At 32.1% G+C, this 26176-nt stretch carries 25 protein-coding genes; 2 read left to right on the top strand and 23 right to left on the bottom strand.

Going from position 1 to position 26176, the window contains the following annotated elements; genetic code table 11:
* Nucleotides 1-298: 298 nt before the first annotated feature.
* The 17 genes from ileS to bshC form a co-directional block, all read right to left on the bottom strand.
* Nucleotides 299-3049 carry an isoleucine--tRNA ligase gene (gene ileS / locus PYW31_RS08535; protein ID WP_046836176.1) on the bottom strand — a complete coding sequence of 917 codons (2751 nt, stop codon included), beginning with the start codon at nucleotides 3047-3049 and terminating at the stop codon, nucleotides 299-301.
* A 271-nt stretch (nucleotides 3050-3320) separates the two neighbouring features.
* Nucleotides 3321-3896 carry a DivIVA domain-containing protein gene (locus PYW31_RS08540; RefSeq protein ID WP_046836175.1) on the bottom strand — a complete coding sequence of 192 codons (576 nt, stop codon included), beginning with the start codon at nucleotides 3894-3896 and terminating at the stop codon, nucleotides 3321-3323.
* Nucleotides 3897-4056: 160 nt separating this feature from the next.
* Entirely contained in the window at nucleotides 4057-4836 is a 780-nt protein-coding gene (locus tag PYW31_RS08545) for a YlmH family RNA-binding protein (protein WP_046836389.1), read from the bottom strand.
* A 109-nt stretch (nucleotides 4837-4945) separates the two neighbouring features.
* Entirely contained in the window at nucleotides 4946-5236 is a 291-nt protein-coding gene (locus tag PYW31_RS08550) for a YggT family protein (protein WP_046836174.1), read from the bottom strand.
* 12 nt (nucleotides 5237-5248) lie between these two features.
* Nucleotides 5249-5848 carry a cell division protein SepF gene (locus PYW31_RS08555; protein WP_046836173.1) on the bottom strand — a complete coding sequence of 200 codons (600 nt, stop codon included), beginning with the start codon at nucleotides 5846-5848 and terminating at the stop codon, nucleotides 5249-5251.
* 5 nt (nucleotides 5849-5853) lie between these two features.
* On the bottom strand, nucleotides 5854-6528 hold the full coding sequence (locus tag PYW31_RS08560) for a YggS family pyridoxal phosphate-dependent enzyme (RefSeq protein WP_046836172.1): 675 nt from the start codon (nucleotides 6526-6528) through the stop codon (nucleotides 5854-5856).
* Between the two features lie 17 nt (nucleotides 6529-6545).
* Complete coding sequence (gene pgeF / locus PYW31_RS08565; protein ID WP_046836171.1) at nucleotides 6546-7334, bottom strand: peptidoglycan editing factor PgeF; 789 nt, start codon at nucleotides 7332-7334, stop codon at nucleotides 6546-6548.
* A 257-nt stretch (nucleotides 7335-7591) separates the two neighbouring features.
* Complete coding sequence (gene ftsZ / locus PYW31_RS08570) at nucleotides 7592-8764, bottom strand: cell division protein FtsZ (protein ID WP_046836170.1); 1173 nt, start codon at nucleotides 8762-8764, stop codon at nucleotides 7592-7594.
* A 29-nt stretch (nucleotides 8765-8793) separates the two neighbouring features.
* A complete protein-coding gene (gene ftsA, locus PYW31_RS08575) occupies nucleotides 8794-10209 on the bottom strand; it encodes a cell division protein FtsA (protein WP_046836169.1) in 1416 nt (471 codons plus the stop codon).
* A 106-nt stretch (nucleotides 10210-10315) separates the two neighbouring features.
* Nucleotides 10316-11203, bottom strand: coding sequence for a cell division protein FtsQ/DivIB (locus PYW31_RS08580; RefSeq protein WP_053042466.1), 888 nt, complete (start codon nucleotides 11201-11203; stop codon nucleotides 10316-10318).
* A 15-nt stretch (nucleotides 11204-11218) separates the two neighbouring features.
* The gene (gene murD / locus PYW31_RS08585; RefSeq protein WP_046836168.1) at nucleotides 11219-12568 is read right to left on the bottom strand and encodes a UDP-N-acetylmuramoyl-L-alanine--D-glutamate ligase; all 1350 of its coding nucleotides are present in this window, start codon (nucleotides 12566-12568) and stop codon (nucleotides 11219-11221) included.
* 1 nt (nucleotide 12569) lies between these two features.
* Nucleotides 12570-13535 carry a phospho-N-acetylmuramoyl-pentapeptide-transferase gene (gene mraY / locus PYW31_RS08590; protein WP_046836167.1) on the bottom strand — a complete coding sequence of 322 codons (966 nt, stop codon included), beginning with the start codon at nucleotides 13533-13535 and terminating at the stop codon, nucleotides 12570-12572.
* Nucleotides 13536-13745: 210 nt separating this feature from the next.
* Nucleotides 13746-15974: a penicillin-binding protein gene (locus tag PYW31_RS08595; RefSeq protein ID WP_046836166.1), complete on the bottom strand. Its 2229-nt coding sequence runs from the start codon at nucleotides 15972-15974 to the stop codon at nucleotides 13746-13748.
* On the bottom strand, nucleotides 15955-16347 hold the full coding sequence (gene ftsL, locus PYW31_RS08600; protein ID WP_046836165.1) for a cell division protein FtsL: 393 nt from the start codon (nucleotides 16345-16347) through the stop codon (nucleotides 15955-15957). The genes PYW31_RS08595 and ftsL overlap by 20 nt, the downstream gene beginning before the upstream one ends.
* A gap of 14 nt (nucleotides 16348-16361) precedes the next feature.
* The gene (gene rsmH / locus PYW31_RS08605) at nucleotides 16362-17297 is read right to left on the bottom strand and encodes a 16S rRNA (cytosine(1402)-N(4))-methyltransferase RsmH (RefSeq protein WP_046836164.1); all 936 of its coding nucleotides are present in this window, start codon (nucleotides 17295-17297) and stop codon (nucleotides 16362-16364) included.
* A 14-nt stretch (nucleotides 17298-17311) separates the two neighbouring features.
* Complete coding sequence (gene mraZ / locus PYW31_RS08610; protein WP_046836163.1) at nucleotides 17312-17743, bottom strand: division/cell wall cluster transcriptional repressor MraZ; 432 nt, start codon at nucleotides 17741-17743, stop codon at nucleotides 17312-17314.
* Between the two features lie 149 nt (nucleotides 17744-17892).
* Nucleotides 17893-19506 (bottom strand): bacillithiol biosynthesis cysteine-adding enzyme BshC, encoded by a 1614-nt coding sequence (gene bshC / locus PYW31_RS08615; protein ID WP_046836162.1) that lies wholly within the window; start codon nucleotides 19504-19506, stop codon nucleotides 17893-17895.
* Nucleotides 19507-19789: 283 nt separating this feature from the next.
* Here bshC and PYW31_RS08620 point away from each other — a divergent pair, with 283 nt between their 5' ends.
* Nucleotides 19790-20233: an N-acetyltransferase gene (locus PYW31_RS08620; protein WP_046836161.1), complete on the top strand. Its 444-nt coding sequence runs from the start codon at nucleotides 19790-19792 to the stop codon at nucleotides 20231-20233.
* A 42-nt stretch (nucleotides 20234-20275) separates the two neighbouring features.
* Here PYW31_RS08620 and PYW31_RS08625 read toward each other — a convergent pair whose 3' ends face one another.
* From PYW31_RS08625 to PYW31_RS08640, 4 genes are all read right to left on the bottom strand, one after another.
* Nucleotides 20276-20959, bottom strand: coding sequence for a YjjG family noncanonical pyrimidine nucleotidase (locus PYW31_RS08625; protein WP_046836160.1), 684 nt, complete (start codon nucleotides 20957-20959; stop codon nucleotides 20276-20278).
* Between the two features lie 143 nt (nucleotides 20960-21102).
* The gene (locus PYW31_RS08630; RefSeq protein ID WP_046836159.1) at nucleotides 21103-21237 is read right to left on the bottom strand and encodes a beta-class phenol-soluble modulin; all 135 of its coding nucleotides are present in this window, start codon (nucleotides 21235-21237) and stop codon (nucleotides 21103-21105) included.
* 46 nt (nucleotides 21238-21283) lie between these two features.
* The gene (locus PYW31_RS08635; protein ID WP_046836158.1) at nucleotides 21284-21418 is read right to left on the bottom strand and encodes a beta-class phenol-soluble modulin; all 135 of its coding nucleotides are present in this window, start codon (nucleotides 21416-21418) and stop codon (nucleotides 21284-21286) included.
* A gap of 577 nt (nucleotides 21419-21995) precedes the next feature.
* On the bottom strand, nucleotides 21996-23879 hold the full coding sequence (locus tag PYW31_RS08640) for a glycosyltransferase family 2 protein (protein ID WP_046836157.1): 1884 nt from the start codon (nucleotides 23877-23879) through the stop codon (nucleotides 21996-21998).
* Nucleotides 23880-24255: 376 nt separating this feature from the next.
* Here PYW31_RS08640 and PYW31_RS08645 point away from each other — a divergent pair, with 376 nt between their 5' ends.
* Nucleotides 24256-24576: a nucleoside triphosphate pyrophosphohydrolase family protein gene (locus PYW31_RS08645; RefSeq protein WP_053042465.1), complete on the top strand. Its 321-nt coding sequence runs from the start codon at nucleotides 24256-24258 to the stop codon at nucleotides 24574-24576.
* 207 nt (nucleotides 24577-24783) lie between these two features.
* On the opposite strand, the gene PYW31_RS08650 is transcribed toward PYW31_RS08645, so the two are convergent.
* Together PYW31_RS08650 and PYW31_RS08655 are read right to left on the bottom strand one after the other, a co-directional pair.
* On the bottom strand, nucleotides 24784-24939 hold the full coding sequence (locus tag PYW31_RS08650) for a hypothetical protein (RefSeq protein WP_167693330.1): 156 nt from the start codon (nucleotides 24937-24939) through the stop codon (nucleotides 24784-24786).
* 227 nt (nucleotides 24940-25166) lie between these two features.
* The gene (locus tag PYW31_RS08655) at nucleotides 25167-25667 is read right to left on the bottom strand and encodes a YagU family protein (RefSeq protein ID WP_046836155.1); all 501 of its coding nucleotides are present in this window, start codon (nucleotides 25665-25667) and stop codon (nucleotides 25167-25169) included.
* Between the last annotated feature and the right edge of the window lie 509 nt (nucleotides 25668-26176).

The following is a 26176-nucleotide window of genomic DNA, read 5'->3' on the forward strand; positions in this document are numbered from 1 at the left end:
TATAAAAAATCATTTCATCTGTTCAACATTTATCGTTAACATAATACAATTATAATAATCTGTTGGTGTTTATTTTATTATAATTAATATAACTACGTGTTAACACAACGCAATCAAACCTCCGAATGTAGAAAGACCCATACTAATTTTAAATGAACAAATGTAATTTTTAGTAATTATCAAGCAACTGATCTACTCTATCTCACAAAATAGAAAGACCTATTTGTATTTGCTTTTAGCAAATTACAAATAGGTCTTTAAGTATTATCATGTCAGTCTATATTTTATAATAAATTAACTAGACAAGCGTCTTCACGACTTCTTGACAACGTGGACATAAGTGATCTAGTTCACCTACTGAACCTAATGATTCACTATAGTTCCAACAACGCTCACATTTTTCACCGTGTGCATGTTCAATGTGAATATCACCATATTGGTATGCTACGCCACTTTCAACTTTATCAACAACTTCTGCTTGTGAAGTAATAAAAAGTTGATGTAAGTCGTTGAATTGTTGTAAAAATGACGTTGCGTCGAAGTTTTCATTACTACCAATTACAACTCTAGCTTCTAGCGATTTACCAATAACTTTTTCACTACGTGCAACCTCTAGGGCACGGTTGACATCGTCACGTAATTTCATAAATGTGTTCCATCTATCTACGAATTCACGATCTATTTCCACACGCTCTGGCATAAGCGTTAAGTGAACACTTTCTTCTTCCACATGTGGGATGTGTGACCATACTTCTTCTGCTGTATGCGCTAAAATTGGTGCTAATAATTTCGTCATATCTACAACAATTTGGTATAAAACAGTTTGCATACTGCGACGTTTATGCGAATCACGTTCTTCAATATACAGGATATCCTTACCGTAGTCTAAATAGAAATTACTTAATTCTACATTAATAAAGTTTTGAACTTCTTGATAGATATCTAAATAGTCATAGTTATCATAATTGTCTAATGTATTTGCTGTAAATTCACGTAATCTACTTAATAGATATTTATCAACTTCTAATAAATCTGCTTCAGCTACAGCATTCACAGCAGGATTATAATCACTCACATTACCCAACATAAATCTTAATGTATTTCTAATTTTACGATATACATCAGAAGTTTGTTTTAAAATTTCATCTGAAATACGAACATCTGAAAGGTAATCCACACTACTTACCCATAGACGCGCAATGTCTGCACCTTTTTGTTTAACAATTGTATCAGGCACTATCGTATTACCTAGTGACTTACTCATTTTCTTACCTTCACCGTCCATAACAAAACCATGTGATAATAACATGTTATACGGTGACTGTCCTTTAGTCGCAACTGAAGTTGTGATAGATGAATTGAACCAACCACGATATTGGTCACTACCTTCTAAATATAAATCTGCTGGGTAAGATAATTCAGGACGACCTTCTAAAACAGCGCGATGAGATGAACCAGAATCAAACCAAACATCCATAATGTCTGTCTCTTTAGTAAATACGCCATTAGGGCTACCTACGTGTGTAAAGCCCTCTGGTAATAAATCTTCGGCTTCACGTTCAAACCAAATATTTGATCCAAATTCTTCGAATAAGTCTGCAACATGGTTTACCGTTTCATTTGTCATGATGATATCCCCATTTTCAGCATAAAATACTGGTAAAGGTACACCCCATACACGTTGACGTGATATTACCCATTCACCACGGTCACGGATCATATTGAAGATACGTGTTTTACCCCAATCAACTTTAAAGTTTGTATCCGTTATAGCATCTAAGATTTCTTGACGAACTTTATCGATTGAAGCAAACCATTGTGGTGTAGCTCTAAAAATAACAGGTTTTTTAGTACGCCAATCATGTGGATAACTATGTGTGATAAATTCTAATTTTAGTAATGCGCCATTTTCTTTAAGAACATCGGTAATTGCTTTATTCGCTTTATCATAGAACATACCTTCAAATTGGCCTGCTTCTTCAGTAAATACGCCTTTATCGTCAACAGGGCTAATGACAGGTAATTTATATTTTTGCCCAACAACATAGTCATCTTCACCATGTCCTGGTGCCGTGTGTACACATCCTGTACCAGCATCTGTTGTTACATGCAAACCATTAATAACTAATGAAACTCGATCTACGAATGGATGCTGCGCTTCAATATATTCCAATTCTTTACCTTTAAATTCTTTTTCTAATTCAACAGCATTTTCATCCCATTCTAAAGCTTCTACCACATCATTGACTAAATCTTTACCAATAATATATTTTTCACCATTTACTTTATATTGTCCATAAGTTAAATCAGGATGAACTGTAATCGCTACATTTGAAGGCAATGTCCACGGTGTTGTTGTCCAAATGATAAATTTAGCATCGTCATCTACAATACCTTTACTGTCTTTTACATCAAAAGCCACATAAATTGATGCTGAACGCTTATCTTGATATTCAATCTCAGCTTCCGCTAATGAAGATTCACTTGATGGAGACCAATATACAGGTTTTTTACCTTTATAAATAAGTCCTTTATCAGCCATTTCACCAAACAAACGAATTTGCGCAGCTTCATATTCTGGATTTAATGTGATATATGGATTATCAAAATCACCTTTAATGCCTAAACGTTTAAAATCTTGTTTCTGACCTTCAATTTGTTTCAATGCGAATGCTTTACATTTTTCTCTGAACTCCGCCACTGACAGCTCTTTACGTTTAATACCTTTTTTAGTTAATGCTTGCTCAATTGGTAGACCATGTGTGTCCCAACCTGGTACGTAAGGTGCATAAAATCCGCGCATCGATTTATATCTCGTGATGATATCTTTTAAAATTTTATTCAATGCATGCCCCATGTGCAAGTTTCCGTTAGCATATGGTGGTCCATCATGTAAAATATACGATGGATTACCAGCATTTTTATCTAATACTTTTTGGTAAATATTTTTTTCTTCCCATTCTTGTTGGATCTTAGGCTCTTTATTCGGAAGACCCCCGCGCATTGGAAAATCTGTTTTTGGCATTAATAATGTTTCTTTATAATCCATTTTTGTACACTCCTTATTACAATTTTCAGTCTTAATTCTTGTGGTTCAGTCAATAAAAAGAACCCTAAGTTCAATTAACAGGGACGACATAAACCGCGTTACCACCCTGATTAACTCAACTTAGAGTTCTCTCATTGATATCGTATACTATTGTTTATAACAGTGATATAAGCAGCTTACATATGAAAGGCTCACACTGTCCCTAACTCGCTGTGATATGCATTGTGCTACTTACTTGTCTGTTATTCATTGTTATTGTTAGCTGAAATAATTATGAATTGTTTTCTGATTCTGCTTTAGCCTTCATCGCTTTTTCTTCATCAGTTAACTCTTTATCATTTAAGTGATTGATATTTTCTTGTGTTACTTGTTCGGAATCAAGATCATAATTTAATAAATAATCCCAATCTTCATTTTTAAGTAAATCGAGTTGTGCCTCAACTAACATACGGAAACGTGATCTAAATATTTTAGATTGTCGCTTCATATCTTCAGTTTGGAATGAAAGTCGACGCGCTTTTTCAACAGCGTCATTTACGATTTTATCCGCCTCTGACTGAGCTTTAGCAACCGTGGCTTCTGCTTCTTTGTTAGCAGCGGCTTTCGTTTCTTCCCCAGCTTGTTTAGCATGTATTAATGCATCACTTACTGACTGATGCACATCTTTATAAGATTGAATATTTGTCTCTTTATCTTCTATTACTTTTTCTAATTGATTTTTATCTTCTTTTAGACGAACAATTTCACTGCTTAATTGTTCTAAATAATTTTTAACTTCAGATGGTTCATAGCCAGTTTTCACTTGTGTAAATTCTTTGTTTTTTATTTCATTTGGTGTAAAAGGCATGCGTTATCCTCCCTCTATAATACACTATTTTAATATTTCATTAAACATATGAAATAGCTTTATTTGTTAATAAATAACTCTTTTAATGTAACGTATTTATTTGCAATTTCATGACTTGCATTATCGTTGACAGTACAAACTTTACTCCTTCAGTATAACATCATTTGAACAAAGTTTTATAAGAAATACGTATTTTATCTTTTTTAGTTTTGCCGCCGATTTCAGTAATCATTGCACGTCCAAAACCTTGTATAGATAATAAATCACCACTATCTAGCTGGAAATCTGCTGAATCAATAATTGTATGGTTTACCTTAACTCTTTTTTTATCAATTAATTGTTTGGCAACTGTCCGAGATTTACGGATAATTTCTTTCAACACAACATCCAAGCGTAAACCACTCACTGTCGTATCAAAGGTTTGCCATTGCTCTTTTGATTGTATCATATCTTTTATTGGAATAGAATTAAGTTTAACCGTTGCACCTTTAATTCTATTTAATTCCAATATAATATAAGATTCTAATTGTTTTGTCAAAGTAAATTGTACATTTTCATCTACTAAAATATCACCCAGTTGGTCTCTTTCAATACCTAAGGACATTATTGTACCAAGCACATGTTGGTGTTGTAGCGTTACAAATTTTTTAGGATAATCTACTTCTATTAAGGTGATTTCAAATGACTCTACTTCAGGTTCATAATATGTCGGCGCTATAATCGCCCTTTGCCTTTCTGCATGTGGCCCACCATAAAAGGTTACATTTAAATCGTCAAAGCTACCGACAATAACACTCATAATATGTTGCCCACGGGGGTCAAGGAATGTAGTTAATACAGGCGCATATTGATCATTAGCACGATGACATTTGTCTATAAGCTCATCTATCAATGCATGTTCTTCTTTTCTAAAATGTTGATATATATCGATGTAAATCACTCCAAACACAATACAAAGCACCTCGCGTTATACAACGTTAGGTGCTTCTCATTTATTTTATACGTTAGTCATAAGTATACTTTAAACCTTATCTATAAGATATACAAGTTTAGGCCATATAATTCAAAATCATATTAAAAATACTCATTAATCCTCTTTGGAACAATACAAGTACAATTATTGCAACAATCGATGAGATATCTATCATACCGATGGGAGGAACAATTTTACGAAATGGCTCTAAAAAGGGTTCATATATTTTTTGTAAAAATCGACCAAATTTATTTTCTCTTGCATTAGGTATCCATGACATAAAGAAATATACAATCATGCCATAGTAATAAATTTGAACCAAGAATAAAATAAATTTAAATATACTTGCTAATAAACTTATATCCATTTATTTCTACCTCTATTCACCTTGGTATTCCATATTTTCAATTTGGTCTGTAATATTACCTGCCACTTCAACATTATCAGGTGTACACAAGAATATATCTGATCCTACACGCTGAATGTCACCACCGATAGCATATACAGTACCACTTAAAAAGTCTATAATACGTTTTGCAGAAACTTTATCTATGCGTTGTAGATTAACTAAAGTCGCACGACGATTTTTTAATTCATCTGCAATATCTTGTGTATCAGAAAATACACGTGGTTCAAATAAACACATTTTAGAACTTTCTTGTGCAAAATCAAAATTATCTTGTTCTTGATTATTCATATTCACAACGTTCCTAGTATTATTTTTTGGTGTATTGTTATTCATTTGATACTTCCTTTCACCGGATGATTGTTGTAACCTCGATGATTGTTTTTTGGGCACGGATTGTATCGATTTTTGGCGTTCTATATTTTCATTATTTGGTTGTTCTCTAAAATTGGTTTGAGACTGCGCTTGTTGTTTATTTTGTTGTTTATCTTTTTCTTCTTCTGGTGGCGCTTCTAATTCGTCATCTTCTTCTTCAACCACGAAAAATCCACTAAATAAATCTTTTAAAGCCACGGGGCTCACTCCTCTTTTCCTACAAGTTTAGTCCCAATTCTCACAAACGATGCCCCTTCTTCAGCAGCTATATGAAAATCATTGCTCATTCCCATAGATAACTCCTTACACGGTGCATAATTTAAATTGAGCGCTTTAATTTCATCTCTTTTTAATCTTAATGCTTGAAACAAGCTCTTAATATATGGCTCATCTTCAGTTAATGGAGCCATAGTCATAAGACCAACTACTTCTATCTTTTCAAATTGTTCTAAATCCTCAATAAAAGTGTTGACGTCTTCTAGAGAAACACCTTGTTTGGACGATTCTCCTGAAACATTTACTTGAACAAAACATTTAATTTTATGTTCAGCTCTTTTATTAATTTCTTTTGCTAATTTCAAACGATCTAATGCATGAAAGTAATCGATGTCATTAATCACTTCTTTAACTTTTCTTGTTTGTAAAGAACCAATAAAGTGCATTACGATATCATTTGGTAACGCTTGTTTTTTCTGAAGACAACCTTCTATACGGTTCTCACCAAAGTGCCTAATTCCCGCATAATATGCATCATTAGCTCGGTCTATTGTAACATACTTTGTTACTGCAATCACGTTTGGCAATGTTGAAACATGTTCTTTTTTACAGTGTACTTTTAATTCTTCATTAATCTGTTCTAAATTTTGTTGTACGTTCAATTCTTTACACCTCTCCATTATTGACCAATAAATGCTAACATGCGTCCAGTGTTTCCTTTTTCAACTCTATATGAGAAAAATAAAGATAAATCCTCTGACGTAGCATAATTTGTAATGTAAATATTATCTTTAGGAACACCGGCATATTCAAGTAACAAAGCATTTGCTTGTTTTAAATCGATACCATGTCTATCCTCAGCTCTTCTGTCAATAAACTGATTAGTATCAACAGGTAGTTGTTCAAATTTTGATTTAATATCATCATTAATTTCATAGGTGGATGATGTTGCAGGACCTATAACAACTTGTAAATCCTTCACATCAAAATCAATTTTACTTACCATCTCATTAGCAATTTGGCCAACTGTTCCTCTCCATCCCGCATGCGCCAATCCTACAAAATGGTGTGGTTCACTATAAAAGTATATGGGTACACAATCTGCATAACACATCGTTAGCAATATATCAGACTGGTAAGTATACATACCATCTACACCATATAGCTCATCTGATAATGCATCAATATTCGTCCCTTTATCTTCGTCTGTTACTTCAACCACCTTATTTTCATGGGTTTGTATCGGAAACACCCATTGCTCCCTTGGATAATGGATTGTAGCTGCAAGTTGCTCTTGATGCTGTGTAATATTTATAGAATCATCATCAATATACCTAGCTAAATTAAATGCTTCTTTAGGATAAGGACTCAAGCCATCTTCTCTAGTAGTTATACCCAATATTACTTTTTCTAATTGGCTTGTCTCATACTTCAATATGTGGTTATACTTCTTGAATCTCTCTTGCATACTACTTACCTCCAATAAATGTTATTGTAAAACGCTTTTATAACATTAATATAACTACTTACTTTAGATTGATACATTTACTCAAATTTCTCTTAAACTTGTATGATGAAAAGTTATTTTGATTAACAATTTCAAATTAATCCAAAAAAGTCATCAGATCTTTGGACCTGATGACATCATTTTAACATTTATCGTTACTTACTATAGCTTTTAATTTATGTGAATTACGTTCTGTTAGATTAACTTAAATAATAAATTTAACGTCTAGTTCTTCTTGAACGTCTTTCTTCTCTATTTCTAATAAAGCTTGGAATGTCATCTTCGTTTGTAGTATGACTTCTGCCTTCACTAGCACTTTCAGTTGGTTGTTGAGATACACTTGCTTGACTTGAAGCAAATGGTTCTTCTTTTGGTGTACTGCTTGTTGCACTGCTACCAAATGTAGTATTAGAAGCTTTACGCCCTTGTGCTGATGGTTTATCTTCAAAACCAGTTGCAATCACTGTTACCACGATTTCATCTTGTAATTCTGGATTAATTACAGTACCAAAAATCATATTCACATCTTCGTCTGCAGCATCTTGAACGATATCAGCAGCTTCTTGTGCTTCAAAAAGTGAAAGTGATTCGCCACCAGTGATGTTCATAAGTACACCTTGTGCTCCTACAATAGAAGTTTCTAATAATGGTGAAGAAATTGCTTTTTTAGCTGCTTCTACTGCACGATTCTCACCAGAAGAAACACCAATTCCCATTAAAGCTGAACCTTGGTTAGACATAATCGTCTTAACATCTGCAAAGTCAAGGTTTACTTCACCTGATACAGCGATTAAGTCAGAAATACCTTGAACACCTTGGCGTAAAACATTATCTGCTTCTTTGAACGCTTCCATCATTGGTGTTGATTTATCAACGATATCTAATAAACGATCATTTGGAATGACGATTAATGTATCTACAGCTGCTTTCATAGCTTCTACACCAGCTGCTGCTTGTGTTTGACGTTTACGGCCTTCGAAACCAAACGGACGTGTAACGACACCAACTGTTAATGCGCCCATTTCTTTAGCAATTTTCGCTACAACTGGAGCTGCACCAGTACCAGTACCGCCACCCATACCAGCAGTTACGAATACCATATCTGCACCTTGGATAGCATCTTCAATTTGTTCTCGTGATTCTTCAGCAGCTTTTTTACCAATTTCTGGATTCGCACCTGCACCTAAACCACGAGTTAACTTTTCACCAATTTGGATTTTAGATTCTGCTTTAGATAAGTTTAAAGCTTGTCCGTCCGTATTGATAGAAATAAATTCAACATTGTTCATACCATGGTCAATCATACGGTTTACAGCGTTATTTCCGCCGCCCCCTACACCGATGACTTTTAACGTCGCTAAATGATTAAATCCTTGTTCAAATTCTAACATTTATATTTCCTCCTAGTTTTAATGGCCAATCAATCGAATAGAGATTTCATCAGTTTTTTAAATTTACCTTCTTCTTTATCTTCTTTATGTTGAGGTTTACCTTCAGCGTCTTCATCGACGTTTACTTTTTCCTCGTAATCCTCTTTTACATGTTGTTGTTCCGAATCAGATGTTGGTGATTGCGATTCTTCTTGCTTATTCGATTTTTTCTTGAACCAATCAAATCCGCTTGATTTTGTATTGTTTTCTCTATCATCAGATTCGATGACTTCTTCTTCGAATTCTTCACTGTCATGATTACTTATTGTAACATAATCTAGCATTTCATCGAAAGTAATGCTACTAGAAATTGTAGAAATTGCTGATGAGAACTCAGGTTTTCTAATACCCATTTGTGATGGCGTATGTATTCTCACTTTTTCACTAACCATATCTTGTAGTAGTTCCTTGACGCCTAATAAGTTAGCTGACCCTCCTGTAATAACGAATCCACCATTAACTTTAGTAAGTCCTAATTCTTGTAACACATCAAAAATTTCAAAGAATATATCTTCCAAACGTGCTTCAATAATGTCTGCTAAATCTTTTTGTGTAAATTGTGCTTCTTCATCACTATCTGTTTGGTCAACAGTGAAAATATCTTGATCAGAAGCAGATTCAAAGAAAGCGTGACCATATTGATGTTTAACTTTTTCAGCTGTTTCATAAGATGTATTTAAACCTTCTGCGATATCTTCAGTAATATCACGGCCAGCCATTTCTATTGCATCACCATCAACAAGTTCACCTCGTTCATAGAATGCAATTTGTGTCATGTCTTCACCAATATCAATGACACACGCACCTAATTCTTTTTCAGTGGCTGATAGAACTGAACCAAAGTTGTATGCATCAGAATATACATCCAACACATCTACACCACATGATTCAACACATTTAATCATATTGATTAAAATTGATTTTTGAATTGCGATAACACCAGCTTCAACTTTCAAGCCATGTCTAGCAATTAATTCTTTAGGATCTGAAACTTCATTATCCCCATCAACTACAAATTTAATTGGGAATGCGTTAATTATCTCTGTATCTGGGACTTCATTTTTTTCACGGATACCTTCAAGTACACTTTCAATATGTGTACCATCTAATTCAGTATCTTCATAAAATTCAATTTCATTGGATTCATCAAACACTTCAGTACCGATAATAGGAAGTTTTAAAAATACTTCCTTAATATCTACCCCTGAAGCAATAGAAGCTTTTTTAATTGTATCTTTAATCGCTTGTTTCGCGATGTCAAAATCATCAATCTGTCCATTTTTTATTCCACTTGTGTAGGTTTGTCCTGTACCTATCACATTAATGCCATTGTGAAATTTTTCGCCTACTATTGTTTTAATACTTGATGAACCGATATCTATACTTACATAATAATGCTCTTCCATAGATAGGCACCTCCTGACAAATAACTTATTCAAGTTCACACTATTAACAGTTTACAATACGATTTAGCGGTTGTGAACTATAAACACATGTATTTGTCGAAATTTTTTAATTATTTTTGTCTGACTTCTTATTTATCTTATTTAATGCACTTTGTAATTCGTTTTTTGCTTTGTCTTCTTGTGTCGATCCTTTTTCTACGTTTTTGTCACTAGCGGCCTTGGTATCACTATCACCACTATATGGGATAAAGGATGCTCCTACCGATAAATCAATATAACCCGCTTTCTTCAAGTTACCTGATTCGTCACGTTCAAGCGACTGTGACATTTGTGGATAATACTTCATTTTGTTGCCAATTGTATTCAAGTTCCCCACAATTTGTAAGTCATCGGTAGTAAAAAGTTTGATTTGATTTTGCGCATTGGCTTGAGGATCATATTGTACTTCAGCAATTGTACTTCTCACCTTAGATGGTATTTCAGCAAGTTGATGAATAATTTGCTCTTTATTGTCCTTTTTGAAACCTTCTAAAATTGGACCGTCATCAACCGAATTTCCATCATAATTATCTAGCTCTGTACCATCTTCTGTAATAGGTATATATTTATCATCTTTCTTTATCAACGCGACAATTTGGTCTTCAATCACATCTACTATCATTTTGTTGGGAAAGTGTTTAGTAATCTTCACATCTTTTACTAAAGTATTTTTTCTCAATTGTTCTTCAGCTTTTGAAGTACTATACGTATACATTCTAGCATCATCTTTAACATCTATTGTTTTATTAATCTCACTTTTCGAAACGTTATGATTTCCTTTAATTTCCACACTACTTATCTTGCTTAAAGGTGTGAACATATATATAAGAATTAGAACAATGATAAATAACAGTACCCCAAATACTGAATATTGAATTTGCTTCTGCCTTTTCTTTCGCAGTTCTCGTTTTTGTTTTAAATATTCAGAGTCAAATTCACTTACTTTATCAGCCATTATTTTTCACATCCTTTAAAAAGACGGTAAGTGCGCTTTGAAACTATTAATAAATTTATCTCCACGCTCTTCAAATGTATTATATTGATCCCAACTTGCACATGCTGGTGACAATAAGACTACGTCATTTGCTTCAATAATACCTTGTATCTTATCAACTGCATCTTCCACATCGTTTGCTTGAATCACGTATTTACCTTGGCTTTCGCCTAACTTCACAAATTTACTTTGCGTTTCCCCAAAAGTAACCATCACTCTTACATTGGCCATATAAGGAATAAGTTCATCGAAATCATTACCACGATCTAAACCACCACATAACCATATAATAGGTTGTTCAAATGAATTCAAAGCAAATTGTGTCGCTAATGTGTTCGTAGCTTTTGAATCGTTATAATATTTATTGGTTTTATTCGTGCCAATATATTGTAGCCTATGTTCAATACCTGAGAATGTCGTCAAACTTTCAATAATCGCCCTTACTGATACACCAGCAAGTAATGCTGCCAATACTGCCGCCAAAATGTTTTCTAAGTTATGATCTCCAGGTAAAACTAGTTCATTTTTATGGATTATTCTAAATCCTTTAAAAACGATATAGCCATCTTTAACATAAATACCATCTACTTCTTGTTCAGTAGAGAAATAATATGTTTTTGCTTTTAAAGACTCAGATTCAATTAATTGTCTTTGATGATAGTTACAAATTAAATAATCGTCTTCAGTTTGATTTTCATAAACTCTTTTTTTAGCATTTTGATAATTATCTAACGTCTCATGATAGTCGAGATGCGCTGAATAGATATTAGTAATAATTGCTATATGAGGCTTGTATTGATCTATCCCTAAAAGTTGAAAAGATGATAATTCAGTTATAAGATAATCATCTTTTGATACTTCTTGCGCTACTTTCGATGCCACATAACCGATGTTACCTGAAACTTTGCCAGTAACTCTACTCTTTTGGAACATATCTCCGATTAATGACGTTACAGTCGTTTTTCCGTTAGTGCCTGTAACACCAATAATTGGTGCTTCTGAAATGAGATAGCTTAACTCAACTTCTGTTAAAATTTTCAAATCTTTTTCTATTGCTTTTTCAATTAATGGTACTGTATAAGGAATACCTGGGTTTTTGACAATAATCGGATCATTATCCAATAAAGATAATGGGTGTTCACCACCAATAACTGTTATACCCATATTTTCTAAGTCTTTAGCATGTGAGTCTTGAGATATATCTTTACCATCATTCACTATCACACTTGCACCTAGTTTATGTAACAACTTAGCTGCTTCATAACCACTTTTCGCTAATCCAATGACTAATACATTTCTATCTTTTAAACCTGTATAAGTTAGCAATTTAATTCACTCCAATCCATAGACCAATAAGTCCTGAAATCAAGCCAACTGTCCAAAATACTGTAACTACCTTCTTCTCATTCCAACCAACTAACTCGAAATGATGATGTAGCGGAGACATCTTAAATATTCTTTTTCCTGTTAATTTGAAAGATGTTACTTGAATCATTACTGATAACGTTTCAGCAACAAATACGAAACCTATAAAAATAAGTGACAATTCTTGGTTAAGCATGATGGAGATTGTAGCGAATATACCACCTAATGCCAAACTTCCTGTATCCCCCATAAACACTTTTGCCGGATTTAAATTGAATGGTAAGAACCCAAGCAAAGCAAAAATCATGATGACACAGAATAGTCCGATAGAAGTTGCACCTTGAAAGTAGGCCATGATGGCATACATCACAAATCCTATAATAGATAACCCTGTTGCCAATCCATCTAAACCGTCTGTTAAATTCACAGCATTTGAAAAGCCTACTTGCCAAAAAACAATGAATATCACATATGCAATAGAAAGTGGAACCTCGATACCTATAAACGGAATATGGATACCTGTAGAAAAATCAGTTAAATTAAATACTTGGCTTAAAATGAAGAAAATAACCGCAATTCCAATTTGTGCAAGAAACTTTTGCTTACTTGTTAAGCCCTGGTTATTTTTTTTAACTACAATAATGTAATCGTCTATAAAACCGATTAAACCAAAACCAAGTGTTACAAATAGTAATAAAATAATTGGATTTGAGCTATCTGTAAAAATAATAGCTAAAATCGATGTAACAATAATACTTATTAAAAATGTAAGCCCGCCCATAGTTGGCGTGCCTGTTTTTTTCATGTGGCTTTGAGGACCTTCTTCTCTAATACTTTGACCAAATTTCATTTTCTTTAAAGTCGGAATTAATACTGGGACTAATATAAACGTGATTAACAGTGCAATGATTGCGAGTAAATAAACCATATTATGCTCCTTCATATATTTAAATTGGATTAAGTCGTAATGCTAAGTTATTACAATATGTATAGGGTAAGTAGTAAATTGAGAAACCAACTTCTAATTATTTGATTATTGATTTCTTATCTACTACTTTTTAAGACCCCAAATGCTTAAAATAAACGTACTTATATGACTTCGATATTAAACCATAAAATATTGTTTTATTAGGTTCAATTATTTATCTTTTGATTTACTTGTACTTTTCGTACTACTAGAACTAGACTCCCCATCGACTTCTTCTGAAGATAAGGTCACTTCAATCTTGTCATTTTTACTGACTTGCTGTCCTTTAGTTACCGATTGATTAGAAACAAAACCACTACCTTTTGTAGTTACCTTAGTATTTGTTAAGTTTTCAAATGCAATCACTTCTTCTTTCGTCCATCCAGTCATATCAGGCATCGTGATGTCACCATCAGTAAGCAGTAACACTTTACTATTCGGCAAGAGTTCTCTGTCTGCAGTTATAGCCTGTTTCGTGACTTTCTCTCCATCGCCGATAACAATAGGTTCTAGTGACTTACCATTGATTTTATCTTCTGCTTTTTGAGTTTCTAAGCCTTCAACATTAGGCACTTTACTATATTTAACATCTGCTGTATCTTTAGAGTTTTTATCTCCAACATTCAGATACTTCAGTGTGTTTTCCATAATTGGTTTAAAGGCTTTACTTACACCCATTTCATATGCTTCTTGATCGTTTTGTTGGGCTAAGCTCATACCTGCATACACAATCACTTCAGGATCATCTTTAGGTGCATCACCAATAAAACTTACGAAATAAGGATTTTCTCCTTCTACATAACCTCCGTTATCTGGGTCTGCCACCTGAGCAGTACCAGTCTTACCAGCTATATCATAACCATCCACTCTATAGTTTGTCGCATGACTGTCTTCACTATTCACCACTTTATCTAATTCAGCTCTTACTTTCTTAGCAGTGTCTTTAGTGATTGGTTTCCCATCATATTCTTTCTTACCTTTATAGTAAGTATCTTTACTAACGGGGTTAGTGATATTGTCAACATACCACGGTTTCAACATATTACCATCATTGAAGAATGATGATTGCGCTTTTAGCATTTGTACCGGTGTAACTGTTGTAGATTGACCGAAAGAAGAAGTTTTTTGTTGCGCTTCGTTATCCCAGGCAATACCACCTGTAGCTTCACCGTCAAACATGCCATGAGTTGACTTACCGAAACCAAATTTTTCATACCATGATTTCATTTTATCTGTGCCAACTAAATCTTGTAAGTGCATCATTAATGTATTAGATGAATACGTGAACCCTAATGTCATTGGGATATCTCCCCAACCTACTTTGTTCCAGTCAGAAATTTTCGATCCCATCACATCTCTTGGTCTTGCTGTATATTTTTTATCTGGTTGGAATTTACCTTCTTGAATGGCTGCAGCTAGTCCAAACGATTTAAATGTTGAACCGGGTTCATACGTATTTTGATACAAGTCGTTTGCCCATTTTTCACCAAAACCTTTACCTGTTTCAGGATTAAATGTAGGTCTTTGACTTGAGGCAAGAATTTCGCCAGTATGTGCATCCATTACCACTGCAAATAAATCTTTTGGTTTATACCGGTCAACCATACTATCTAACGCTTCCTCCACAAATACTTGTATATTGGAATCTATAGTTAGGTGTACATCATCGCCACGCTGAGGTGTTTTTTCTTTTTTAGTATTTGGTGCAATATAACCCCAAATATCATGAATATATGATAACGTTCCTTTGCGTCCAGTTAAATAGCTATCAAATATCTTTTCGACACCCATTGCGCCTTTTAAATCTCCACTTTCAGGATCTTTTTGTGCGATTCCTATTAAATGAGATGCAAAATTACCATTTGGATAAAAACGCTCAGTTTCAGGATAAAGTGTGATTCCTGGAAGGTTCATTTTTTCTATCTTTTCTTTTTGTTGATAGGTTATATCTGTACCTTTTTGTCCAAATTCAACTTGGAACGCTTTTTTATTTTTTAATTTTGTTTCAATCTCTTTTGCAGACATATCTACTACAGTAGCTAACTTTTTAGCAGTTTTCTTCTTATCGACAACATGCTTGGGTTTATCACTACCTGCGCTTGCTTTTTTATCTACGATAGCAACCAGTTTATAACGTTCCACATCTTCTGCAAGAACTTTACCATTTCGATCATATATTTTTCCTCGTTCAGGTTGTTCTTGGCTGTTAACTAGATACTTTTCGTTCGCTTTCATGATTAAATCTTGACCCGAAGAATGTCCAGTCAACATAATATATGAAAATCTTAAAACCAACGTAAAAAAGAGCAGTCCGAATCCGAGAATCAGTAGGACTGCCCCTATTTTATTTTGTTTAATTGGTAAGTTTGGTTTTTTAAATTTAATTCTTCGCTTCGTCATTATTACGCACTACCTTTACATTGTCGTTCTTAAGGCTCATTCCTTGGTCTTTAGCCTTATTGTAAATGCGTTCATATGATGAGTTCTTTTTAATTTCAGATTCTATTGCGCTGTTTTCACTTGATTGTTTTTCGATTTTAGTATCTAAATCTGCAATTTTTCCTCGAGTATCATACGCATCCATTTTCAAAGATAGCATATAAATACTAATCAAAGCAATTATTGTTATAAGACCTATGTATAACATTTTTTCGAATTTAGTAAGTTGTACGACAACCTTACGTTTTACGGTTTTGGTCTGGGTCGATGGTTTCGACTCAGGAATCGGTTGTTCGACATCATTATAAGGTTGATATATCTTCTCTGCTACCACTCAACATTCACTCCTTATTTTAATATTTCTGCAACACGTAACTTAGCACTACGTGCTCGGTTATTTGTTTCTAAATCGTCATCATCGGCAGTTATAGGTTTACGATTAACACGTTTCAATTTAGGCGTGTATGCTTCAGGTATGACTGGCAATCCTCTTGGGACATCTGGCCCCTTTTCATATTCTTGAAACATTTGTTTGCATAAACGATCTTCTAATGAATGGAATGTTATCACTGAAATTCTACCGTCTACTTTTACTGCAGCAATTGCTTGTTCTAATGAATCTTCAAAAGCTGATAACTCATCATTTACTGCAATTCTAATTGCTTGGAAAATTCTTTTGGCTGGGTGACCACCTTTACGTCTCGCTTTGGCTGGTATACCTTCTTTTATAATATCTACAAGCTCTAGTGTAGTTTCGATTGGCTTTTGCTCTCTATTCTGTTCGATACGCCTAGCGACTTGTTTTGAAAACTTCTCTTCACCGTATCTATGGAAGATTCTTACTAAATTTTCAAATTTCCAATCATTTACCACTTCATAAGCTGATAATGATTGTGTCTGATCCATTCGCATATCTAACTTTGCATCATGGTGATAACTAAAACCTCTCTCAGGCACATCCAATTGTGGACTTGAAACGCCTAAGTCATAATATATCCCATCAACTTTTTCAATATTCAAATCATCTAAAATTTCAGTTAATTTTCTAAAGTTGCTATGGACAAAGGTGACTTTATGTAGATGTTCTTTTAATACTTCTTTTGCATTTTCAATTGCAGTTGTATCTTGATCTATTGCTATCAGGCGACCATTGTCATCGAGTTGTTCTAGTAAATAGAGGGCATGTCCAGCTCCACCTAATGTACAGTCGACATATACGCCATCTGCTTTAATATTCAAATAATCAATGGTTTCCTTAAGCATTACGCTGACATGATGAAACAATTTAACGCCTCCATTTAAAAGTCAAAATCAATTAAGTCTTCAGCAATATCTTCAAAGCTATCTTCAGATTCTTCATAGAAGCTGTTCCAAGTTTCTCTATCCCAAATTTCAATTCGATTTGAGACGCCGATTACTGTGCACTCTTTGCTTAAATTAGCATATTGTCGCAAATTTTGCGGAATGTTAATACGCCCTTGTTTATCTAACTCTACTTCAATAGCTCCCGAGAAAAACATACGCATAAATTTCCGTGCGTCTTTTTTAGTCATTGGTAATGTCTTCATTTTCTCTTCAATAACTTGCCATTCTTCCAAAGTATAGCCAAACAAACATTTATCAAGGCCTCGGGTGATTACAAAACGTTCATTTAAGTCATAACGAAACTTAGAAGGAACAATCATACGTCCCTTCGTATCCAACTGGTGTTCGTATTCCCCCATGAACATTTATAATCACCTCACCTTCTCATATATATAATTTACCACATCTCACCACTATCCTCCACTAATTATATAATTTTCGCCCAAATTTATCATTTCACATAAAAAAAGCCCTGATTCATCTTATAGATGAATCAGGGCTTCCCTTACAGCCTCTAAGGTTTTAAGACAATATGATCAAAAGTATAAGGAAGTGGTGGATAGGTGGAGGGACTAAACACATCAATCCCAAAATCATTCATTATTTGTAATGGATTCCATATTCTTTCTTGTAATCCTGCCATAGGATGAAGCGCTTCACTCAATTCCTTAAAATGTTTCATACTAATTTCATTTTCTCTTTCAATATTCAACAAATATCTATTTATAAGATAGTCATACTGTTTTTGATGAATTGCGTTATTCTTTTCTACCAATACTTCATTATCATTGTTACCTTGTACTTCTATTTTCAAATCTTGATATAATTGTTCCTGTTTCTCTTTTATAGTATCAATTTTATCAATAAAATCTTGCGAAGCTTGTGCTCTAACAAATTTCCTTTTATCATCTTGAATACCATTTGCGATAATTTGTGTGATATCTAACTGATATTGCGATAATAATTTTTCGGTTCTTTCATTAATATAACTTATACGTAATCTCGGTAAAACTACAGGCATAGAAACGCCTAAAACATTAAACACTTCACTCAGTTCAGTCCAATATTTTATTTCACTAGGACCTCCAACAAATGCAACTGTATTAAATAACCACTCTTCCATTACAGGCCTCGTAACAACATTATTAGAAAACCTTTCAGGTTCTGATTCGAGAATATCCAATAAAGCTTCTTTTGATATTGCCTTATTGGATTTATTTAAATGGAAGTAACCCTCTTTAAAAGAAAGTAATTGTCTCATATTATCTTCATGTAAAAACAAATGTACATTTGTATCCGTTTGTATCATTTGATCTAAACCAGATTGAACAGTTTGTGCTTGCGTTGTTCGAAAAGCATCATCAACTTTTTGATGTTGTTCAATGATTTGCTTTATAAATGGTTGCTCTAATTTACGTAATGAAGGGTCGTTAGCATCTATCATTAAAAGCCCATAAGCCTTAAAAACTTCATGCAATAACGCTTTAAACATATCCGTCCAACTATCATAACGATCTATAATATTACGGCAGATATCTAGCAACGGTTTAGAATGTGGGGTTTCATTCATTTGTTCGAAAAATTGAGCTAATGTTTCTTTTAATTGTGTTTTATCTGGTTGATAACGAGATACACTTGTTTCTGGAGGAACCATTGTATGATATTTGATTTTATGTAAATTAGCATCATGGTTATTATATACATAGGTATGATTCACTTCATCAAAATCATGGTCCTCTCCAGCAATCCAAAAGACAGGTACTACATCAGTGTCATAATCTTTAGATAGACTTTGACTTAATGTAATGATAGAAAAAATTTTATGAAAAGTGTATAAAGGCCCCCCAAATAATCCTGCTTGTTGTCCTCCTACAACTACTTTTGCGCCTTCACTTAATAATTTAATATGATTATTTTGTTCATCAGTTAACTCTAAGTCACTCATATACTGTTCTATCACATGAGCTAACTCTGTTTCTCTTCCGTTACTTTCGTTCAATAATCTTTGCTGATAGCTTTTAGAATCCATCGCATCCATGTGATAAAACTGAGCTAACATTGAATCGCTTTGTTTAATTTTAGAAATAAATTGATCTTGCTCATTAAGTTTCTTAGTCATACAATCCATTCATAATTCTCCTTATGTTACTCTATTCCTAATCAGTATAAAGTTTATGTACTTTGTTGACAATTTAACGGCTTATAATATTAAATTTTTTTATGCTATGCACTTATATAAGATTCTATAAATTGTTACATCATCCTATTTTTCCCTAATTAAAGTCAATTACGTTAAACAATAGTTTTATTTAAAGTAATTTTTAACTAATGTGTTTACAACCGTTATTTTTGTGAAATATCATTATAAATAAGGTATAATAACAATTAAGAAAACAAAGGGGGAACGGTTTATGAGTAATGTAAAACATCTTGATATAAATTATAAAACGGATGAACTGTTTGAAGATTTCAGGAACTTTGGAAATGAAGACTTATATTTAGTCGATGAATTGCGCGGAGAAATGATTGATGCTAGCTCAGATTCACCTTTTTACGGCGTATATGTCGGCGATAGATTAGGTGCACGTATGGCATTGTACCGTAAAGGAGAAGTAGAAGAAGTACATTTCCCTGAATACGATGATTATAATATCATATGGAAATTAGAAGTATTACGTGACTTCCAAGATCGTGGTTATGGTACAGCGTTATTAAATCATGCTAAAGTACAAGGCTTACCTATTAAAGTAATTGCCCGTAATCAATCAAAAGATTTCTTTATTAAACAAGGGTTTAAAGATTTAGGCGAAACAAACAAAGATGGTCATGATGTGCTCATATGGTCACCAGAATAAATAAAAAGGATTGAACTAGATAATTGTCTAGTTCAATCCTTTTTATATGTATAATTCTAATTCTTTTAATGAATTAATCGTATAATCAGGACTAATGTCTGTTTCATTACTATTATTACGTGGGTTAAACCAACATGTATTAATTTGGGCATTTTTCCCACCTAAAATATCGGAAGTAATAGAATCTCCAACAATTATAGCATGCTTTCTTTTGTCTTCCCCTATCTTATCAAATACATAATCAAAAAACTCAGGCATCGGCTTTTGATATCCAGTTTGCTCCGAAACAAAAACATCTTTAAACCAACCTCCAAAAGGTGTTTTCTCGATACGTCTCTCTTGTGTCTCTAACACACCATTAGTAACAATATACAAATTATGATTATCTTTTAACCGTTTTAACGTTTCAAGTGTATGATCAAAATATTTAATTGGTGCATTCGCTAATTCATCTCTGAATATGTAATCTGCTTCACTGCCATCTACTTCAATTTGATGTAGCGCAAAATAAGCTTCAAACCTTTTACTCAACACTTCATCCTTTGTTATTTTCTCTTGTTGAAACGCTTCCCAATGTGATTGGTTAACTTTCATGAATAATTCTAAATCACTATGATTACTGTTCAAATTATATTTTTGTGTCATTTTAAAAAAAGCATATGCTTCAGCATCATGAAAATCAACAAGTGTATCATCAAAATCCACGAGTATATTTCTAGTTTTCATATTATATATTCTCCTTTAAAGCTTTAATAATAAATCGTTACATGTTATTTGTACTTAAATCGTATATTGTTTTGAGTATACACTTTTTTTATACATAAAAAAATGGCTAAGGTTAACACCCTAGCCATCATCAGTATTCATATTTAGAATCCGAATAATTTTGACAATATACCTACGCCGCTTGATACGATATCTACAATGCTTGTGCCTAACTTAGCGCTGTCTCCAGTAATTCCTGCTTCAACTGTGTTTTTAATTGCTTCAAATAAACCTTCCATAGTTATTATCTCCTTTTCTTATATTTCGTTTTTTATGCTGTAGTACCTAGAATCCAAATAATTTTGCTGCTATGCTTACGCCATTTGATACAATATCTACTATGCTTGTGCCTAACTTAGCGCTATCTCCCGCAATTCCTGCTTGAACTGTGTTTTTAATTGCTTCAAATAATCCTTCCATTATAAACACTCCTTTTAAAAGTTAAATTATTATGACTGAAATTATGTTGAAGACGATAACTTTATTTAGCTATTTTGTAAGTTATCGTTTTGTTACTTTTACTATAGAATAATACTTGATATAATTGTGGGATTTTTCTTAATTAGCTATAATTGGGCAATTTTCGTCACTTTATATATTGTCCGAAACAGTTTTGAATTCTTAACTGTATTTATGACAATTTAATAATGTACAATGTAACATTTCGAATTATGATCCTGTTTTCAATGTAAAATTAGTTTTATTTTTATAAACCATCCTAATTTTTATTTATAAATTAAAAAATACGCTACTTAAATTTAAGTAGCGTATTTCCGCAAATTAATCAATAATACTTATTATTTTCTTATAGCTAATATACTCATACCTTTTTAAATATATTTCGAAACATATTTTTTATATTTCGTTTATATATTTTATAAATTATCACAAAGGAAGTTATGCTTGTTATATATAATTCTATCTAATGTTAAAAAAACAGCAAATTATTTTTATCATGCTTTTTGCGTAACATAATTCGCCATCTAAACCTAATATTTTATACTTCTTTAACAATGTTTCGATTGGCAGTGATATACGTGCCATTGATTGTTTTAAGTCTTGGTGTACCTTTCGAAGAAAGTACTATTTTTTGAATATCCACTTTTTGTTTTGCTTTAAGTTCATTGACTGAATCACTCTTAAAATTTCTATCTTCATAAACTTTACAATTTTTTATAGCAATAACGCTATGTGGCTTCTGAAATATATATTGATTTGACTTACTTTTATTCACACGTGTAACAAATTCTCTATTCGCTGTAATCACATATCCTTCTATTGTTATAAGTCTTGGCGTACCTTTCTTCGTGAATCTAATCTCACTAATCTCTAATATCTCTCCAATTTCAACGTTTTGCTCAATACGTTCAGTAAATTCAACATCTTTATAGAGATATATTTTTTTGCGAACTGAAACCGTTACAGGATTATACATAAAATATTGTTTTATCTCTACTTTTTTTTCTGTTTTCTGTTCTTTCATTATAAATTCAGCTTTAAAATTTTGTCTCTTTAAATTCAAATGATTATTACCATTCGGTAAATTCATATTCACTTTATACGGTTTATACTCATCATGAATTAAATTAATATTAAAATTATAATCACATTTATTTAATTCATCTGTATTTATATATATATAGTTTGTATGTTCATAAAAATCTACTTCTATTTCATTAGGTTCGTTGTATATTTCAGTTAGTCTTACTTTATCTATTTTTACATTATCATCTTTATATACTCTAATAACTTCTGTTAATTGATCATTAATAACTTGTGTACCTTCATAAACAGCAAATATATCTTCCTTCATTGGTATACACTCTTTTAAACTGTCTGGCATAGCAAAATACACTTGATTATCCTTAACATACCTATCCCCTTTACCACCTTTAAGTAGCATGGAAATATATTCAAAAAGTTTTTCATAATCTTTATTGATTAATAATTGATAAAGATTCTTGTATTTATCTTCTACAATGTAATCTTCGACATTCTTATTGTGCTGCTTCAATGTATCTACCATATCATCAAATAAACGATAAAAATCTTCTTTATTATTATTTTTCAAGAACCTATGACCATTGAATAAACGAGATATGAAATCCACCTCAACAATTCTACTAATAGCTTGAAATTCAGCTCGTTCTGGCAAATCTAATTTCAGAACTTCTTTCAATACAATTAAATTGTAATTTGTTTTCTCAATAATACTTGTTTCACCAACAAGCGATTGATTTTCAGTATATCTATTTACATGATAAATAGGTGTTGAATTCATCGAAGCACTTTTACATTTAGCAATAGCATTGATAAAGAATAATTTATCTTCACCAAATTTCAATTGTTTAAATTCAATATTATTATTTACAATAATATCTCTTTTTATCATTTTACCTGGAGGTCCTACAGCTCTAAAAATTTTGTTGATTTCATATGGAATCAGATTATTCGTCACTTTATACGATGTAAATCTCCCTAACTTACTAATCGTATTATCTGTATGCTTGATACTCTGCCCAAATGCTACATCTGAATTGTTTTCAATCGCTTGATCTAATAACGTCGGTAATCCAATTGGGTCTAACCAATCATCAGCATCTAAAAAAGTAATATATTGCCCTTTAGCTTCTCTAATACCCATATTTCTGGGCTCTGAAGGACTTCCCGTATTCTCTTCCAATTTAATCATTTTAATAAAATCATATTTATTCACATATGCCTCAATAATTTCCAACGAATTATCTCTAGAACAATCATCGACAAATATAGCTTCAATTTTCGCTTTATTTATTTCCAATTTATTTATCGATTCAATACATGCATCCAAAAATAATTCTTTATTATACACAGGTACTATAATAGATAGAAGTTTTTCCAATTCGCAATTCCCCTTTTTCATCAATATGTAATACATTATATTATATTAAATAGTATAAAATCATGTTTTTTGATATATAAATGAAAATAAAAATTTTGAGTTTTATCATAATACCTAATTTCCTTGAAATCGTTCGTAATATTTTTAAAATAAATTGAAATTGCCCAACGTTAAGTTGTTGACTATAAGAACTAAATAATAGATTGAAATCATTTCTTGTTAAAATTAAATATAACATATGTAATAAAAAATTACTTATTGTACATAGGGTGCATTTTATTAAATTTTACTATTTTAAACAGTCATATTTTCAATTTTTATAATAGTAAGTTATATTTAGTTAATTACTTTAAATTTTATTGTCGGAGGTTATATTGTGGATTTAAATCAAGTATCTACTAAAAGTATGAAAATTAGAAACGCTTATCACAATTTAGAAGAAAAGTATCATGGTAGAAAATGGACAGTATTGGAAGATGGCTTAGCACTATCTACTGATGTAGGTTTAATTAATAGGTTACTAATGGATCAAGCAAAGATATGGCCAGACAAATTACAAGATAATTATAATTTGGAGTATAAACTCGGTGAAGTTGTTTGGTGGTTAGCTGTAATCTCAGAAAAAAATAATATTAACTTAAATGAAGCTGTTGAAAACTTTATTAATAAAAAATATACAGACTTCGATATTAAATAATTATTACCTATAGTATGGGTACTTTTTAACACAAAAATAAACCACCCAGTGACATGTATGGGTGGCCGCAAATTAATTCTAAAAACTAACAATTGTTAGTAATTATCGTATTCCCTATTAAATATAATAAAAACAAGAAACTATTATGTTACAGTTGAAATTGAAACGAGTGTAATACTTTACTATCAATAAAAATCATTTTATGAATTATTTTTTCTTTAATTTACTCATAATTTTATCAATATATTTAGAATAATCTTTTCCTTTTTTTTGACTAATTTTGTCATTTACTTTATGCAAACCTTTTTCAAGCTTTCCATTTTCAACATATTTATTAAGCAAGTTCTTAATTTTAGTTATCAAAAGATAACCTCCCTTAATTTAGTAGTATCAGATTGATACCCTATAAACTTAAATATTAAACAAAGTAACGGTTAAACGCAAAATATAAATAACTAAAGTTCATAAAATCTTAAATTATAATAGGTATCGTTGTCCTTAATATATTTAAATCTAGTCATTAAATTATAAATAACATAACAGACCCATTTATTAATTAACGGGTCGGTTATGTTTAAGTGAAAGTCATATTAAATTTTACTTTTATAAACAAAGTATCTGCGAACGAATTCTATGACCATCATCCATAGGATATGCCCAAATAGTTCCGAAATATGTTCCTGCATAGGTTGTTGAAATGCACTTGGTACCACATGCATGATTGGCATCACAACTAAATGGAAGACTATCCACACAGCAATACCAAATATAGAACCATACCCCATCGAAAGCTTAGAAAAATATTCAACCAATATAATATAAATAAAAGCAAATGCAATTGAAAAGCCAAAGTGAACAATAAAACTAATCCATGGCATGGACTGATCTGAAAATTGATACGTCAAGTGAGTCAATTCAGGACTAAAGCCTAATTTTTGTAATAATTCTTGAGGTGGATTGGTCATATTCCGCTCTGGTGTTCTTGGTGGTAACATCACTTCCCAACCAAATTTGACAATGCCTGATAGTAATCCAGCAACGATAGTCGCATAAATAATTTGCACAAATGATATTTTTTCTTTTATACGCATTTGTATTCCCTCTCTATCTATTTTTATAAATTTTAATATTATGAATCCTCTTCTAAAACCAAGAATGTAGGATTCCACAAATATTTTTAAATAATAATATCAAATACAATTTATTATAACAACTCTATTTTTCAAAAATTATAAACAACATTGTGACAAAATTTAGCTTCATTCGTTATAACTGTTTTGGTTGTATAAATCATTGTTAATTGATTAAATTAAGGACTCTTCCCTTCATTTAATCCATAAAAAACAATCCACCTAATCATTTAGGTGGATTCTATATGTTTAATATTGAAAACACTATATAAAGGCTATGATAGTAAAAAAAGAATTGCAGAACCGAATTAGATATGTAGACAACTTAGAATATGAAATTTTAGCCAATCGTGCACTTAAAAACTATTGTATAACTATTCACCAAGCTAGAAAAAGAATCGTCCTATAGAAACTGAATATTTGAATGAATAATCATCAAAAATAGAATAAATTATTTTAATAGCATTGAA

The sequence above is a fragment of the Staphylococcus succinus genome, from assembly GCF_029024945.1.
Lineage (GTDB): Bacteria > Bacillota > Bacilli > Staphylococcales > Staphylococcaceae > Staphylococcus > Staphylococcus succinus.

Bases quoted from the DNA above. Each gene is read 5' to 3' on its own strand.
- ileS (WP_046836176.1), bottom strand. From the start codon at position 3,049: ATGGATTATAAAGAAACATTATTAATGCCAAAAACAGATTTTCCAATG.
- PYW31_RS08540 (WP_046836175.1), bottom strand. From the start codon at position 3,896: ATGCCTTTTACACCAAATGAAATAAAAAACAAAGAATTTACACAAGTG.
- PYW31_RS08550 (WP_046836174.1), bottom strand. From the start codon at position 5,236: ATGGATATAAGTTTATTAGCAAGTATATTTAAATTTATTTTATTCTTG.
- pgeF (WP_046836171.1), bottom strand. From the start codon at position 7,334: ATGCAAGAGAGATTCAAGAAGTATAACCACATATTGAAGTATGAGACA.
- ftsZ (WP_046836170.1), bottom strand. From the start codon at position 8,764: ATGTTAGAATTTGAACAAGGATTTAATCATTTAGCGACGTTAAAAGTC.
- ftsA (WP_046836169.1), bottom strand. From the start codon at position 10,209: ATGGAAGAGCATTATTATGTAAGTATAGATATCGGTTCATCAAGTATT.
- PYW31_RS08580 (WP_053042466.1), bottom strand. From the start codon at position 11,203: ATGGCTGATAAAGTAAGTGAATTTGACTCTGAATATTTAAAACAAAAA.
- mraY (WP_046836167.1), bottom strand. From the start codon at position 13,535: ATGGTTTATTTACTCGCAATCATTGCACTGTTAATCACGTTTATATTA.
- PYW31_RS08595 (WP_046836166.1), bottom strand. From the start codon at position 15,974: ATGACGAAGCGAAGAATTAAATTTAAAAAACCAAACTTACCAATTAAA.
- mraZ (WP_046836163.1), bottom strand. From the start codon at position 17,743: ATGTTCATGGGGGAATACGAACACCAGTTGGATACGAAGGGACGTATG.
- bshC (WP_046836162.1), bottom strand. From the start codon at position 19,506: ATGGATTGTATGACTAAGAAACTTAATGAGCAAGATCAATTTATTTCT.
- PYW31_RS08620 (WP_046836161.1), top strand. From the start codon at position 19,790: ATGAGTAATGTAAAACATCTTGATATAAATTATAAAACGGATGAACTG.
- PYW31_RS08625 (WP_046836160.1), bottom strand. From the start codon at position 20,959: ATGAAAACTAGAAATATACTCGTGGATTTTGATGATACACTTGTTGAT.
- PYW31_RS08630 (WP_046836159.1), bottom strand. From the start codon at position 21,237: ATGGAAGGTTTATTTGAAGCAATTAAAAACACAGTTGAAGCAGGAATT.
- PYW31_RS08635 (WP_046836158.1), bottom strand. From the start codon at position 21,418: ATGGAAGGATTATTTGAAGCAATTAAAAACACAGTTCAAGCAGGAATT.
- PYW31_RS08655 (WP_046836155.1), bottom strand. From the start codon at position 25,667: ATGCGTATAAAAGAAAAAATATCATTTGTGCAAATTATTTATGCGACT.